Source organism: Candidatus Macondimonas diazotrophica, from assembly GCF_004684205.1.
GTDB classification, from domain to species: Bacteria; Pseudomonadota; Gammaproteobacteria; order UBA5335; family UBA5335; genus Macondimonas; species Macondimonas diazotrophica.
The window spans coordinates 1-13,708 of sequence record NZ_SRIO01000007.1; the positions used below are offsets into that span (position 1 = coordinate 1).

The following is a 13,708-nucleotide window of genomic DNA, read 5'->3' on the forward strand; positions in this document are numbered from 1 at the left end:
GCGTAAATTATCATCTGACCCGGATCAGTCTGGTGCACATTGCAGAAGCGATGACGGCTCCCGTCGCACGATGAGGCTGCGAAGGTCGGGCCGGACTGTTAAGATGCGCCGCCATGCAAGCTGCTGATTTCGACTTCTACCTTCCACCCGAACAGGTCGCACAATCGCCCCTGCCGGATCGCGCCGCTGCCCGGCTACTCTGCCTGGAGGGTACCTCGGGGCATTGGCAGGATCGGCAGATCCGGGATATCCCCGCGCTGCTGTTGCCGGGTGATCTGCTGGTCTTGAACGACACCCGGGTCATTCCGGCCCGACTGTTCGGGACCAAGTCCACCGGCGGTGCGGTTGAGCTTTTGATCGAGCGAGTGATCGATGCGCGGCGGGCCTTTGCGCACGTGCGGGCCAGCAAATTCCCGCGGGCGGGAACGCGCATCGAGCTGACCGGCGGTGGCGCGCTCGTCATCGGCGAACGGCATGACAGCTTGGTCGAGGTGGCCGTCGACGGGGATGAATCGCTGCCCACGCTGCTCGAGCGCGTCGGGCACACGCCCTTGCCGCCCTATATCCAGCGGCCGGATACGGCGATGGACCGCGAGCGCTATCAAACCGTTTTTTCGACCCACCCTGGCGCTGTGGCCGCTCCGACCGCCGGCCTGCATTTCGATCAGGCGCTGTTGGATCAGGTGGTCTCCGCAGGAGTTCGCCTGGGCCGGCTGACGCTCCACGTCGGTGCGGGTACCTTCCAGCCGGTGCGCGCTGAGCAGCTTGCGGAGCACCAACTGCACGCCGAACAAGTTGAAGTCAGTGCCGAACTGTGTGCGCAGATCGCCGAAACTCGTGCCCGCGGCGGGCGGGTGGTCGCGGTGGGGACTACCGTGGTGCGTGCGCTGGAAACCGCTGCGGAATCGGGGGAGTTGCTGCCCTACCGAGGTGAAACCCGGTTATTCATTCATCCGGGGCGCAACTTTCGTTTCAAGGTTGTGGATACCTTGATGACCAATTTCCATCTGCCCCGTTCGACCCTGTTGATGCTGGTCTGTGCATTTGCCGGACGTGAAGCGGTGCTGGCAGCCTATGCTCATGCCGTGATGTCGGGTTACCGGTTCTACAGTTATGGCGATGCAATGTGGATCACGCCGGCGGCCGGGGTGCGCGCATGAAGTTCGAGCTCCTGGGGCAGAGCGGCGCGGCGCGACGTGGACGCGTGACGCTGGCACATGGCCAGGTCGAAACGCCGGCGTTCATGCCAGTTGGGACCTATGGCACGGTCAAGTCGCTCACGCCCGAGGAAGTCGCCGACTGTGGTGCCAAAATCGTCTTGGGCAACACCTTTCACCTCTGGCTGCGCCCGGGTCTTGATGTCATCGCGGCTCATGGAGGTCTGCACGGCTTCATGAACTGGTCGGGACCGATCCTGACCGATTCAGGTGGCTTTCAGGTGTTCAGTCTGGCGGAACTGCGCCGGCTCACCGAGGAGGGCGTGCATTTTCGCTCGCCGATCGATGGCGATGCCGTGTTCCTTAGCCCGGAACGCTCGATGGAGATCCAGCGAGTGCTGAACTCGGACATCGTCATGGTGTTCGACGAATGCACTCCCTATCCGGCCGATCCCGACCAGGCGCGTCGTTCGATGGAACTGTCGTTGCGCTGGGCGGCGCGCAGCCGGGCGGCACACGAGGGAAACCCGAACGCGCTGTTCGGCATCGTGCAGGGCGGCATGTATCCCGATTTGCGGTATGAGTCGCTGCAGGGACTGCAGGCTATCGGCTTCGATGGCTATGCCATTGGCGGCCTGTCGGTAGGGGAGCCTTTGGTCGAGCGACTCGCGGTGCTTGAGGCGTTATTGCCTGAAATGCCGACGGACAGGCCGCGTTATCTGATGGGGGTTGGCACGCCCAGCGATCTGGTCGATGCCGTGGCGCGCGGGGTGGATCTGTTCGATTGCGTGATGCCCACGCGCAATGCCCGCAATGGTCACCTGTTCACGCACGAAGGGGTCGTCCGGATCCGCAATCAGGTTCACCGGCTGGACACCGGGCCGCTCGATCCGTTGTGCGAGTGCATGACCTGTCGCAACTATTCGCGGGCGTATCTGCGTCATCTGGAGCGCAGCCAGGAAATCCTGTTCGCCCGGCTGGCCAGTTATCACAATACCTACTACTACCAGAATTTGATGGCGCGCATGCGCGCCGCCATTGCCGAGCACCGGTTCGACGCCTTCCGGCGCGAATTTGCGGCCCGCGAGGGGCGCATGGCGGCGGCTGTGCCATAATGGCGACCGATTTCGCGCCCCGACCGGGCATTTCCGATCGTTACAGGGACAGGAACTATGAGCTTTTTCATCAATGACGCGTGGGCCCAGCAGGCGCCCCAGGAACCCAGCCTCTGGCTCAATCTGCTACCGCTGGTGGCGCTGTTCGTTGTCTTCTATTTCATCTTGATTCGGCCGCAGACGCAGCGAGCGAAGAAACATCGCGACATGCTCGGTGCATTGAGTCGGGGTGACGAGGTCATGACCACCGGCGGCTTGGCGGGGCGCATCATCGAGATCGGCGAGAGCTTCGTTGACCTCGAGATTGCCGACAAGGTGGTGGTCAAGGTTCAGAAACAGGCCTTGGGTGCGGTGTTGCCCAAAGGTACGCTGAAAAAGAAGTCCTGATCGCACCGGACAAGGTAGGGAATCGATGAATCGCTATTCGTGGTGGAAGAACGCACTCATCCTGCTGGTTTTGGCGGTGTCGTGCCTCTACGCCCTGCCCAATCTGTTTGGTGAGGATCCATCCATTCAGATCACCGGAATCCGGAACATGCCGGTTTCCGAGGATACAGTCGCGACCATCCGCGAGGTTCTGGCCGAAAATGAACTCACGCCACGCAGGATCGAAATACAGGACGGCAAGGTTCTGGTGCGCTATCTGGACGGCGAGACGCAGTTGCTGGCGCGCCGCAAACTGGCAGAGGCGCTGGGTGGCGATTACATCTTGGCGCTGAATCTCGCGCCCCGCACGCCGTCCTGGTTACTGGCGATCGGTGCGCGCCCGATGAATCTGGGTCTGGATTTGCGGGGCGGCGTTCACTTTCTGCTGGAAGTGGACATGGAAGCTGCAATTGGACAGCGGCTCGAGCGCTACGAGGCGGACCTGCGCCGGGGGTTGCGCGAGCTTGGGGTGCGTTACGCGGGGATCGAGCGCCGTGGCGAGGCATTGACGATCACGCTGCGTGACGTCGCGGATCGTGCCACTGCTCTGGAAGGCTTGCGCAAGTCCTATCCCGAGTTGACGGTGAGGGGTTCTGAGGATCGCCCGGATAGCCTGATTCTGCAGTTGACCGAAGCCGATGAGGCGCAGCTGCAGAGTTTTGCCCTGCAACAGAACCTCAACACACTGCGCAATCGCATCAACGAGTTGGGTGTCGCCGAGCCAGTCGTCCAGCAACAGGGGACGGAGCGCATTGTGGTTCAATTGCCCGGCGTACAGGATACAGCGCGGGCAAAGGAGATTCTGGGCGCGACGGCGACGCTGGAATTTCGTCTGGTCGACATGGATGCCGATGCTCGTCAGGCGGCACAGACCGGGCAGGTTCCGCCGGGCAGCAAGCTGTATAAGACCCGTGACGGTCTTCCTGTCCTGCTCAAGCGTGAGGTCATCGTAACCGGGGATCAGCTTGTGGATGCGTCCTCGGGGTTTGACAGCCAGTCGGGTGGTCCGAGTGTGAATGTCACTCTGGACAGCCGGGGGGCTTCGCGCATGGGCGATACCACGCGGATGAACCTGGGGCGCCAGATGGCGGTGGTCTTCGTCGAGAACCGTACCGATCTGCGTAACGAGAACGGTGAAATGGTTCGGGTGCGCCGCACGGTGGAAGAGGTGGTCAGCATTGCCACCATCCAGGGGATTTTCAGCAAGCGTTTCCAAATTACGGGATTGGAACAGCAGGAAGCCCGGGATCTGGCGCTGTTGCTGCGCGCCGGCGCGCTGGCGGCTCCTGTGGACATCGTGGAAGAGCGGACTGTCGGTCCCAGCCTGGGTCAGCAGAACATCGAACAGGGGTGGAACGCGGCATTGCTCGGTTTCTTCCTGGTCGTGGTGGTGATCGGGATCTATTACAAGGTCTTCGGGCTCATTGCCAATCTGGCGTTGATGTTCAATGTGATCATCCTGGTGGCGTTAATGTCGATCCTGCAGGCGACGCTGACCTTGCCGGGTATCGCGGGAATCGTGCTGACCGTCGGCATGGCGGTGGATGCCAACGTGCTCATTTTTGAGCGTATACGGGAAGAGCTGCGCAACGGCAGCACGCCGCAGGCGGCGATCTATTCCGGCTATGAGAAGGCCTTTGCAACCATTGCCGACTCCAACATCACCACCATCATTGCCGCTGCGTTACTGTTCGGGCTGGGTTCGGGTCCCATCCGCGGCTTCGCCGTGACATTGACGCTTGGCATCATGGCTTCGATGTTCACCGCGATTACCGGAACGCGCGCGCTGGTCAACCTGATCTACGGCAACCGTCGCGTCACCCGTCTTTCCATCTAGGAGCGCGTTTCATGGAACTGTTTCCGCCCAATTCCAAAATCGATTTCATGGGTCAGCGCCGGATTTGGTTCGTCGTTTCGGGTCTGCTGATCCTGCTGTCGATCGTGGGTCTTGCGACGCGCGGGCTCAACTTCGGGATCGATTTCACCGGCGGATTGGTTCTGGAAGCGCGCTATCCGGAGGCCGTGAATCTGGAGCATGTCCGCGAACAGCTGGCCCAAGCTGGATTCGCCGATGCCCAGGCGCAGCGTTTCGGAGCCGATCGGGATGTCATGATCCGGTTGCCCCCCCCGGGTAAGGATGTCGATACCAAGCAATTGGGTGAGCGGGTATTGGCCACACTGGCCGCCCGTGATCCGGGTGTGCAACTGCTGCGGGTAGAATACGTCGGGCCGCAAGTGGGAAGTGAATTGGCCAATCAGGGCGGGTTGGCCTTGCTGATCGCGGTGACGGGGATCCTGCTCTACGTCGGGCTTCGATTCGAATTTCGCCTGGCGTCCGGCGCCATCATTGCCCTGGTGCATGATGTCATCATTACCATCGGCGTTATCGCGTGGACCCAGGTGACATTCGATCTGAGCGTGCTGGCAGCGGTTTTGGGGATCATCGGTTATTCGATCAATGACTCCATCGTCATTTTCGACCGAATTCGTGAGAATTTCATCAAGCTTCGCCGATTGACGCCCGTTGAAGTGATCAATGCATCGGTCAATCAGACACTCTCGCGCACGATCATGACCAACCTGACAGTCTTCGTGGTCTTGATGGCGCTGCTGATTCTCGGTGGCGATACCCTAAGGCCATTCTCCATCGCCATGGTCGTGGGTTCGATCGTCGGAACCTATTCAACGATCTATGTTGCCAGCAGCATGGCGCTGCAGATGGGTGTTCGCCGGGAGCATCTTCTGCCCGTTGTCCGGGAAGGTCCCAAGGATCAGCTCTGAGCTGATCCTTGAGAGACCCGCCCCTGTGGTCGGTCATCCGGCTGATGGGGGGTGATCGCCCTGATCACTGACGGGTCGGGGAAGTGAGCGCCTCATTCAGGTGCGGTTGGATTTCGCGCACCAACGCAGCGAACATCCGCGGATTCCCGCATACCAGATTGCCCGACTCCATGAACCCCGAGGGTTCACCAGCCAAGCCCCCGATAATTCCACCGGCTTCCTGGAGCAGCACGATGCCGGCTGCGATGTCCCAGGGCTTGAGTCCGAGCTCCCAATAACCATCCAGCCGCCCACTGGCTACATAGGCCAGATCCAGTGCTGCCGATCCAGCGCGGCGGATGCCGGCTGTCTTGCTGGCAATCGCCTGAAGCATGCCGTAATAGGCATCGGCATGGGTGAAGTCGCGAAATGGCAGACCGGTCCCGATCAGACTGTTCTCGAGTCCCCGGGCACTGCTTACGCGAATGCGCCGGTCGTTCAGGAACGCGCCGGAGCCGCGGGTCGCTGTATAGATTTCTCCGCGACCCGGGTCGTGGATCACGCCATGTTCCAATCGGCCGCGGATCTGGATACCGATGGAGACCGCATAGTGGGGGAGACCATGAATGAAATTCGTGGTGCCGTCGAGAGGATCGATGATCCAGGTAATTTCATGGTCACCGATCTGGCCGCCCTCCTCACCGAGGATGGCGTGGTCGGGATAAGCCTTGTGGATGATCTGGATGATCTCCTCTTCGGCCTGCCGATCGGTCTCCGTCACGAAATCATTGCGCTGCTTGGTGTCGATGGTCAGGGTGTCACGCTGATTGGCAGCCCGCAGGATGATGTCGCCGGCTCGGCGAGCCGCCCGTACCGCGATGTTGAGCAGAGGATGCATGAGACCAGTTCCGCGTGTCGTGATCGATTGAGTGTGGTTCCCGGCGATGCCGGGCGCGCGAGCATAGCAAAGCCGGGCGGACTGGTCACCCCGTCGCCGCACCCCGCCGGTCGATGCAGGCGATGATGGCCCAACGACCCGCCGCTGGGGTGATCAGGGTCTGGCGGCCGGGCGAACACCGCTCGGGGCGCCGCGGTGGTGGGTAGGCCGAGACCCCTAGAACGGAATGTCGTCGTCGATTTCTTGATCCATCGAGCCCGTCGACCGTGCGGAACTCGGCATGTCCCAGTCGTCCTGGGCTGGACGGTGTGTCTGGGCGGTCGAGCCTCGCGCGGACGTGTCGGTACCCCATTCGCTACGCTCGCCGGCATATGCGCCGCCACTTGGACCGCGTCCGCTGCCTTCAGAGCGGCTGTCGAGCATCTGCATTTCGTTTGCCACGACTTCCGTGGTGTACCGGTCGTTGCCGTCCTTGTCTTGCCACTTGCGGGTCTGCAGGCGACCTTCCAGATAGATCTTGGATCCCTTACGTAAATACTGCCCCGCAATCTCGGCGAGTCGGCCGTAGAGCGTCACCCGATGCCATTCGGTTCGCTCCACGCGCTCGCCGCTTTGGCGGTCGTTCCACGATTCGGACGTTGCGATGCGCAGCGAGGCCACCTGCGAGCCGCTGGTGGTGCTCCGCAATTCCGGATCGGCGCCTAGGTTGCCGATGAGGATGACTTTGTTGACGGAACCTTTGGACATCGGCTTTCTCTTGCTCCCGTTCGATGATCATGCGCCGCCCGGCGCCGGCATCGCGTCATTCTAGCATTGGCGGGCGTAGCTGGCAGGTTGGCTTCAGGTTTCCGCCGTCTGCGAGGTCAGGGTTGCGCCGCGACCGTCCTGCATCGACAGGTGGCGTAACGGCCAGCTTAACGCCAGCCAGGCCAGGCAGATCAGGGCGTGCAGTTCAAACAAGGCCGAAGCGCCCCATCGGCTCGCCAGAGTGCCGCCCAATACGCCGCCGGCGAAGGCACCGAGAAACTGGGCCGTGGAATAGACGCCCAGGGCGGCACCCTTGGCATGGACCGGCGCAGCCTGAGAAACCAGGGCGGGTTGGGAGGCTTCCAGCACGTTGAAGCCTGTAAAGAACAGCCACAGCATGAGCAGCAGCACAGCCCAATGGTGCGGTGCCCACAACAAGCCGAATTGGGCGCATCCCAGCAGGACGATGCTCATCAGGAAGATCGGACCCACCGATCCTCGTCCCGTGCGCATGACCAAGGGTGCCATGGCGAGAAAGGCGGCCAGCATGACCGGCAGATACACCTTCCAGTGATCGCCCTGCGCCAGTCCCATCTGGTCATGCAGCAGGATCGGGATGGCGATGAAACTCGCCGTCAGCATCAGATGCAGAAGAAACACGCCGAGATTCAGCCGCCACAACAGTGGATCGATCAAGTGCCGCCAATCTGCTGTCTCGGTGTGCGGCGCCTCGCTGCGCGGTGGCAGGGGCAGGCGCCAGGCGCCAATCAGGGCGATGGCGGTGAGCAGAGCGGTGAGTAGAAAGATGCCGCGCACGCCCATGACCCGGTCCAGCAGAGGGCCAAGGAACAGCGACAGTGAGAACGACGTGCCAATGGTGACACCGATGATCGCCATGGCCTTGGTCCGCTGGCTGGGGCGGGTCAGATCAGCGAGCAGCGCACTCAGTACGGCCGAGATGGCGCCAGCGCCCTGCAGCGCACGTCCAAGAATGATCGTGTCGATCCCTTGTCCCAGCGCGGCGATCAGGCTGCCAACGCCGAACAGCGCGAGTCCGATCAGCAGCATAGGCTTGCGACCGAAACGGTCGGACAAAGTGCCGAAGGGGATTTGCAGCAGCGCCTGGGTGAGCCCGTAGATGCCCAGCGCAAGTCCGAGCTTGAACGGCGTGGCGCCGGGAAGGCCGCGGGCGTAGAGCGCTAGGACCGGCAGCACCATGAAGAGTCCCAGCATGCGCAAGGCGTAGAGGCTTGCAATTTGCAGGCTTGCGGTGCGCTCAGCGCTGTTCATGCGGTCAGGGGGCGCGGGTGTCGAAGGCAAGGGGAGACCTCCTTTGCCCAGTGTTATTGATGGCGGTTATAGTAACAGGTCGGATTCCCAGCGGTGAGCTTATGCAGAACATCCGGATTCGGGGCGCGCGAACGCACAATCTGAAGAATGTGGATCTCGACTTGCCGCGCGATCGTCTGATCTGCATCACTGGCCTGTCGGGTTCCGGCAAATCCTCGCTGGCTTTCGACACCCTCTACGCCGAGGGGCAGCGTCGCTATGTGGAATCGCTGTCCGCCTACGCGCGCCAGTTCCTGTCGCTCATGGACAAGCCCGACGTCGATCACATCGAAGGATTGTCCCCGGCGATCTCCATCGAACAGAAATCGACCTCGCACAATCCCCGCTCCACCGTCGGAACAGTCACCGAAATCTACGATTACCTGCGCCTCCTCTACGCCCGCGCCGGCGTGCCGCGTTGTCCGCAGCACGGCGTGGAACTGGCCGCGCAGACGGTCAGCCAGATGGTGGACCAGGTGCTGGCGTTGCCCGAGGAACTACGCATCATGATCCTTGCGCCACTGGTGCAGGATCGCAAGGGCGAACATAGTCAGGTGTTCGTGGATCTGCGCAATCAGGGGCTGGTCCGGGCGCGCGTGGACGGCTCAATGCATGAGTTAGAGGCGCTTCCGGTCCTCGATCCGAAGCGCAAGCACCGCATCGAGGCGGTGGTGGATCGCCTCCGGGTTCGCCCCGAGGCGCGCCAGCGGCTGGCCGAAAGTTTCGAGACGGCGCTGCGCCTCGGCGACGGCCTGGCGATGCTGGCTTTCATGGACGAACCGGAGCGTGATGAGCAGCTGTTCTCGGCTCGACTGGCCTGCCCGCATTGCGGGTACAGCTTGCAGGAGCTCGAACCCCGCCAGTTTTCGTTCAATAACCCGGCCGGAGCGTGCCCGGAGTGCGACGGCCTCGGCGTCCAGCAATTCTTTGACCCGTCGCGGGTGGTCGCGCACCCCGAACTGAGCCTCGCCGGCGGTGCCGTGCGTGGGTGGGATCGGCGTACTGCCTACTATTTCCAGATGATCCAGTCGCTGGCAACAGCCTATGGCTTCGATGTCGATACCCCGTTTGCGGAGTTGCCGGTCGCGATCCGGGAGGTGATTCTCCACGGCAGCGGTGAGCGGAAGATCGAGTTTCGCTACCTGTCCGAACGCGGCGGCGAGCTGATCCGGCGTCATCCCTTCGAGGGAATCATTCCCAACCTCGAACGTCGCTACCGGGAGACGGATTCAAACCTGATCCGCGAAGAACTGGCCAAGTTCATCAGCGCACGCCCGTGTCCCGGTTGCGGCGGCGCACGGCTCAACCAGGCGGCCCGGCATGTTTTCATCGACGATGTGGCCTTGCCGGAATTGACTGCCTGGTCGGTCAGTCAGACCCAGGCTTTTTTCGCCCGGCTGGATCTGCCCGGACGGCGGGGTGAAATTGCTCAGCGTATCTGCAAGGAGATCGCGCAGCGCCTGGACTTTCTGGTCAACGTGGGGCTGGACTATCTCAGCCTGGATCGGAGTGCCGAGACACTCTCGGGCGGCGAAGCCCAGCGGATCCGGTTGGCCAGCCAGATCGGCGCCGGCCTGGTGGGTGTCATGTATGTGCTCGACGAGCCATCCATCGGCTTGCACCAGCGCGACAACGATCGGTTGCTCAGCACCCTGACCTATCTGCGTGATCTGGGCAACACCGTCATTGTGGTGGAACACGATCAGGATGCCATTCTCACTGCTGATCACGTGGTGGACATGGGGCCCGGCGCCGGTGTGCATGGTGGGCGCGTGGTGGCTGAGGGAACCCCGGCCGAAATTGCGGCCCATCCGGAATCGCTGACGGGACAATATCTGAGTGGGCGCCGGGTCATCGCGATTCCCAAGCCGCGGCGTCAGCCCGACCCTGAGCGCTGGTTGATCCTGCGCGGCGCGCGCGGACACAATCTCAAGAACGTGACCGTGGAGATCCCGGTCGGTCTTTTCACCTGCGTAACCGGAGTCTCCGGCTCCGGCAAATCCACGCTCATCAACGATACCCTGCATGCCGCAGCCGCGCGCCAACTCCAAGGTGCCGGTGCGGTGCCGGCACCTTTCGAAGGGATCGAGGGGCTTGATCAGTTCGATCACGTCATCGATATCGACCAGAGTCCGATCGGCCGCACGCCCCGATCGAATCCGGCCACCTATACCGGTATTTTCACGCCAATCCGCGAGCTGTTCGCCGGCACTCAGGAAGCACGCAGCCGGGGTTACGGACCCGGCCGGTTCAGTTTCAATGTCAAGGGTGGGCGCTGCGAAGCATGTCAAGGCGACGGGGTGATCCGGGTCGAGATGAATTTTCTGCCCGACGTGTATGTCGCCTGTGATGTCTGCAAAGGCCAACGGTATAACCGGGAGACCCTTGAAGTGGTCTACAAGGGACTGAACGTCCATGAGGTTCTGAACCTGACCGTAGAGGATGCGCTGGCTTTTTTCGCGCCTGTGCCGACGGTGGCGCGCAAGCTGCAGACACTGATGGATGTGGGACTGGGTTACATCCGTCTGGGGCAAAGCGCGACGACCCTGTCGGGGGGCGAGGCGCAGCGGGTGAAGCTGTCGCGAGAATTATCGAAGCGGGATACCGGGCGCACGCTGTACATCCTGGACGAGCCCACGACTGGCCTGCATTTCCATGACATCGAGCAATTGCTGGCGGTGCTTCAGCGGCTGTGCGGACATGGCAATACTGTGGTGGTGATCGAGCACAATCTCGATGTCATCAAAACCGCCGACTGGCTGCTTGATCTTGGGCCGGAAGGCGGCAATGGCGGCGGTCAGCTTCTCGCGGCCGGTCCGCCCGAGGCGGTTGCCGACGTTGCCGCTTCACATACCGGGCGCTACTTGAGGCCGCTTCTGCCGGATTTGGCGGGCGCGGCGTAGACCCGGTCTGACGGGTGAGTGTATGGAGGAGCAGGTCGAGATGGAGTACGCCGATTTGCTTATTGTGGTGATCACCGGATGCTCCAGTGGCATTGGTCTGGCGTTGGCGTTTCATCGCCATGGACGCCGCGTCTTTGCCACGGCCCGGCGATCCGAGGATGTCGAACGGCTGAGGCAGCGGGGACTGCCGGCGCTGCCGCTCGAGGTGATCGACGCTGCCAGCCGCGCCGAGTTCTGGTCCGCGTTCGATCGCGAGGCGGACCGCGTCGACCGGCTGATCAACAACGCGGTCTACCGGGCCATGGGCCCCGGCGTCGAGATGCCGGATCAGGAGCTGGCACGTCAGTTCGCAACCAATGTCTTTGCGCCGGTATAACTCGCGCAGGATGCGGTGCCGCGCATGCGAGCCGGGTCGCGTATCGTGAACGCTGGCAGTGTTTCCGGTGTGCTGACCACCCCGTTTGCGGGGGCGTATCGTGCCACGAAATCCGCTTTGCGCAGTCGGTCCGATGCCTTGCGCTTGAAGCTGAGCCCATTCGGAATCCATGTCATTCTCGTTCAGCCCGGCGCCATCCGTTCGAGTTTCGGCGATCACGCAAGCGAGGCCGTGGATCGCGTGTTGAAGGCCGATTCGCGCTATGCTTTCTGCAAGGGGGCGATTTACGGCCGCGCCCGGGCATCGCAGTGCAGCGCGACGCCCACGGCGCATGTTGCCCGGTATTGCTACCGTGCCGTTACGGCCGTTTGCCCCCGCGCGGTGGTGCAGTCGGGAAGGGCAGTGGCGTGCTGCCCGTGTTGGCACGATTGCCGGTGGCATGGCGCGATTGATTGCTGCGCCGACAGTTTGGCTTAAGGTCCGAGTCATCTCTGGAGGTCCCCCATGAGTTCCACCCCAGCCGAGCTTTCAAATCCGCCGCGACCGGCTGTCTCCCGCATGGTGCCCGTCATTCTGTCGGGCGGTTCCGGTACCCGGTTGTGGCCGCTCTCGCGGGAGCAGCTGCCCAAACAGTGCCTGCCGCTGTGCTCGGATGAAACTTTGTTGCAGGAGACGCTACAGCGCTTGACCGGGGTCCCCGAACTGGCGGCGCCGGTTATCGTCTGCAACGACCAGCACCGGTTTCTGGTGGCGGAACAGTTGCGCCAGATCGGCCGCGAACCGGCCAATATCCTGCTCGAACCGGCCGGTCGCAACACCGCCCCCGCCGTGGCGATCGCGGCGCTGGATGCGGCCCGTCATGACCCGGAGGCCTTGCTTCTGGTTTTGCCGGCCGATCATCTCATTCTCGAACCCGAGCGTTTTCGCGAGACCCTGAAATCCGCGCGTATGGCCGCGCAGCAGGGCCATCTGGTGACCTTTGGCATCGTGCCGACTGCGCCGGAAACCGGCTACGGCTACATCCGCGCTGGAGAGTGCGAGGTGGCAACCGACTGGATGCCAGTCGCGGCGTTCGTTGAAAAGCCGGATTACGCCCGGGCCGAGGCCTATGTGCGTCAGGGCGGGTATTACTGGAACAGCGGCATGTTTTTGTTCCAGGCTCGTTGTGTGATTGACGCATTGGCGCAACACGCCCCGGATATTCTGGACGCGGGCCGTGCGGCACTGGATGGCGCCCGGCGCGATCTCGACTTCACCCGGCTGGATGCGGCTGCGTTTCTCGCCTGCCGCGAGGATTCGCTGGATTATGCCGTGATGGAAAAGACCGATCGCGCGGTGGTGGTGCCGCTCGCTGCCGGCTGGAGCGATATCGGCTCCTGGGCCACGCTGCAAGCGGCTGGCAACGCCGACGCGCAGGGCAACGTGGTCCTGGGCGATGTCCTGCTGCAGGACGTCGCCGGCAGCTATGTGCGCGCCGAAGATCGCCTGGTGGCCGCAGTGGGCGTCACGGATCATGTGATCGTGGAAACGGCAGACGCCGTACTGGTCGCTCACAAGGACCGGGCGCAGGACGTGAAAGCCATCGTTTCGCGTCTCAAGGCCGCGCGGCGTGAAGAGGCGCTGTCTCACCGGCGTGTGTATCGCCCATGGGGGTGGTATGAAGGCATCGGAAGCGGGGAGCGATTTCAGGTCAAGCATATCCGCGTACACCCAGGCGCCACGCTGTCGCTGCAGATGCATCACCATCGGGCCGAACACTGGATCGTCGTCAAGGGGACGGCGCGCGTGGTGCGTGGGGAGGAGAGTTTCTTGTTGGGGGAGGACGAGTCGACCTATATCCCGCTGGGGACCGCTCACCGCTTGGAAAATCCGGGCAAGATCCCGCTCGATCTGATCGAGGTACAAACCGGCAGCTATCTGGGCGAAGACGACATCGTCCGTTACGAGGACCGTTACGGGCGTCGCGACGAGACTTCTACTTAAAGCCGATTGAGGAA

At 62.5% G+C, this 13,708-nt stretch carries 10 protein-coding genes and 1 pseudogene; 8 read left to right on the forward strand and 3 right to left on the reverse strand.

The annotated features are described in order from the left end of the window. The first annotated feature begins 113 nt into the window (after positions 1-113). From queA to secF, 5 genes are read left to right on the forward strand one after another with little or no spacing between them, the layout of a single operon-like run. A complete protein-coding gene (gene queA, locus E4680_RS06690; RefSeq protein WP_135281635.1) occupies positions 114-1,160 on the forward strand; it encodes a tRNA preQ1(34) S-adenosylmethionine ribosyltransferase-isomerase QueA in 1,047 nt (348 codons plus the stop codon). After that, positions 1,157-2,272, forward strand: coding sequence for a tRNA guanosine(34) transglycosylase Tgt (tgt, locus tag E4680_RS06695; RefSeq protein ID WP_135281636.1), 1,116 nt, complete (start codon positions 1,157-1,159; stop codon positions 2,270-2,272). The genes queA and tgt overlap by 4 nt, the downstream gene beginning before the upstream one ends. Positions 2,273-2,329: 57 nt before the next feature. Continuing rightward, entirely contained in the window at positions 2,330-2,659 is a 330-nt protein-coding gene (gene yajC, locus E4680_RS06700; protein WP_135281637.1) for a preprotein translocase subunit YajC, read from the forward strand. Between the two features lie 25 nt (positions 2,660-2,684). Continuing rightward, positions 2,685-4,535 carry a protein translocase subunit SecD gene (gene secD / locus E4680_RS06705; RefSeq protein ID WP_135281638.1) on the forward strand — a complete coding sequence of 617 codons (1,851 nt, stop codon included), beginning with the start codon at positions 2,685-2,687 and terminating at the stop codon, positions 4,533-4,535. An 11-nt stretch (positions 4,536-4,546) separates the two neighbouring features. Further along, on the forward strand, positions 4,547-5,479 hold the full coding sequence (gene secF, locus E4680_RS06710) for a protein translocase subunit SecF (protein WP_135281639.1): 933 nt from the start codon (positions 4,547-4,549) through the stop codon (positions 5,477-5,479). Positions 5,480-5,543: 64 nt separating this feature from the next. On the opposite strand, the gene E4680_RS06715 is transcribed toward secF, so the two are convergent. From E4680_RS06715 to E4680_RS06725, 3 genes are all read right to left on the reverse strand, one after another. Continuing rightward, positions 5,544-6,356 carry an inositol monophosphatase family protein gene (locus E4680_RS06715; RefSeq protein ID WP_135281640.1) on the reverse strand — a complete coding sequence of 271 codons (813 nt, stop codon included), beginning with the start codon at positions 6,354-6,356 and terminating at the stop codon, positions 5,544-5,546. Between the two features lie 216 nt (positions 6,357-6,572). Then, entirely contained in the window at positions 6,573-7,103 is a 531-nt protein-coding gene (gene ssb / locus E4680_RS06720; protein WP_135281641.1) for a single-stranded DNA-binding protein, read from the reverse strand. A 93-nt stretch (positions 7,104-7,196) separates the two neighbouring features. Beyond that, positions 7,197-8,423, reverse strand: a complete 1,227-nt coding sequence (locus E4680_RS06725) for an MFS transporter (RefSeq protein ID WP_135281642.1) — start codon at positions 8,421-8,423, stop codon at positions 7,197-7,199. A gap of 71 nt (positions 8,424-8,494) precedes the next feature. On the opposite strand from E4680_RS06725, the gene uvrA reads away from it, so the two are divergent. The 3 genes and pseudogenes from uvrA (at position 8,495) to E4680_RS06745 (ending at position 13,694) form a co-directional block, all read left to right on the forward strand. Next, positions 8,495-11,335 carry an excinuclease ABC subunit UvrA gene (gene uvrA, locus E4680_RS06730; RefSeq protein WP_135281643.1) on the forward strand — a complete coding sequence of 947 codons (2,841 nt, stop codon included), beginning with the start codon at positions 8,495-8,497 and terminating at the stop codon, positions 11,333-11,335. Between the two features lie 40 nt (positions 11,336-11,375). Continuing rightward, positions 11,376-12,188 (forward strand): annotated as a pseudogene (locus tag E4680_RS14465) (SDR family NAD(P)-dependent oxidoreductase). A gap of 27 nt (positions 12,189-12,215) precedes the next feature. Continuing rightward, the gene (locus tag E4680_RS06745; protein WP_240696143.1) at positions 12,216-13,694 is read left to right on the forward strand and encodes a mannose-1-phosphate guanylyltransferase/mannose-6-phosphate isomerase; all 1,479 of its coding nucleotides are present in this window, start codon (positions 12,216-12,218) and stop codon (positions 13,692-13,694) included. Positions 13,695-13,708 lie beyond the last annotated feature (14 nt).

Excerpts from the sequence above, each read along its gene's own strand:
- queA (WP_135281635.1), top strand. The coding sequence starts at position 114 with ATGCAAGCTGCTGATTTCGACTTCTACCTTCCACCCGAACAGGTCGCA.
- tgt (WP_135281636.1), top strand. The coding sequence starts at position 1,157 with ATGAAGTTCGAGCTCCTGGGGCAGAGCGGCGCGGCGCGACGTGGACGC.
- yajC (WP_135281637.1), top strand. The coding sequence starts at position 2,330 with ATGAGCTTTTTCATCAATGACGCGTGGGCCCAGCAGGCGCCCCAGGAA.
- secD (WP_135281638.1), top strand. The coding sequence starts at position 2,685 with ATGAATCGCTATTCGTGGTGGAAGAACGCACTCATCCTGCTGGTTTTG.
- secF (WP_135281639.1), top strand. The coding sequence starts at position 4,547 with ATGGAACTGTTTCCGCCCAATTCCAAAATCGATTTCATGGGTCAGCGC.
- E4680_RS06715 (WP_135281640.1), bottom strand. The coding sequence starts at position 6,356 with ATGCATCCTCTGCTCAACATCGCGGTACGGGCGGCTCGCCGAGCCGGC.
- ssb (WP_135281641.1), bottom strand. The coding sequence starts at position 7,103 with ATGTCCAAAGGTTCCGTCAACAAAGTCATCCTCATCGGCAACCTAGGC.
- uvrA (WP_135281643.1), top strand. The coding sequence starts at position 8,495 with ATGCAGAACATCCGGATTCGGGGCGCGCGAACGCACAATCTGAAGAAT.
- E4680_RS06745 (WP_240696143.1), top strand. The coding sequence starts at position 12,216 with ATGAGTTCCACCCCAGCCGAGCTTTCAAATCCGCCGCGACCGGCTGTC.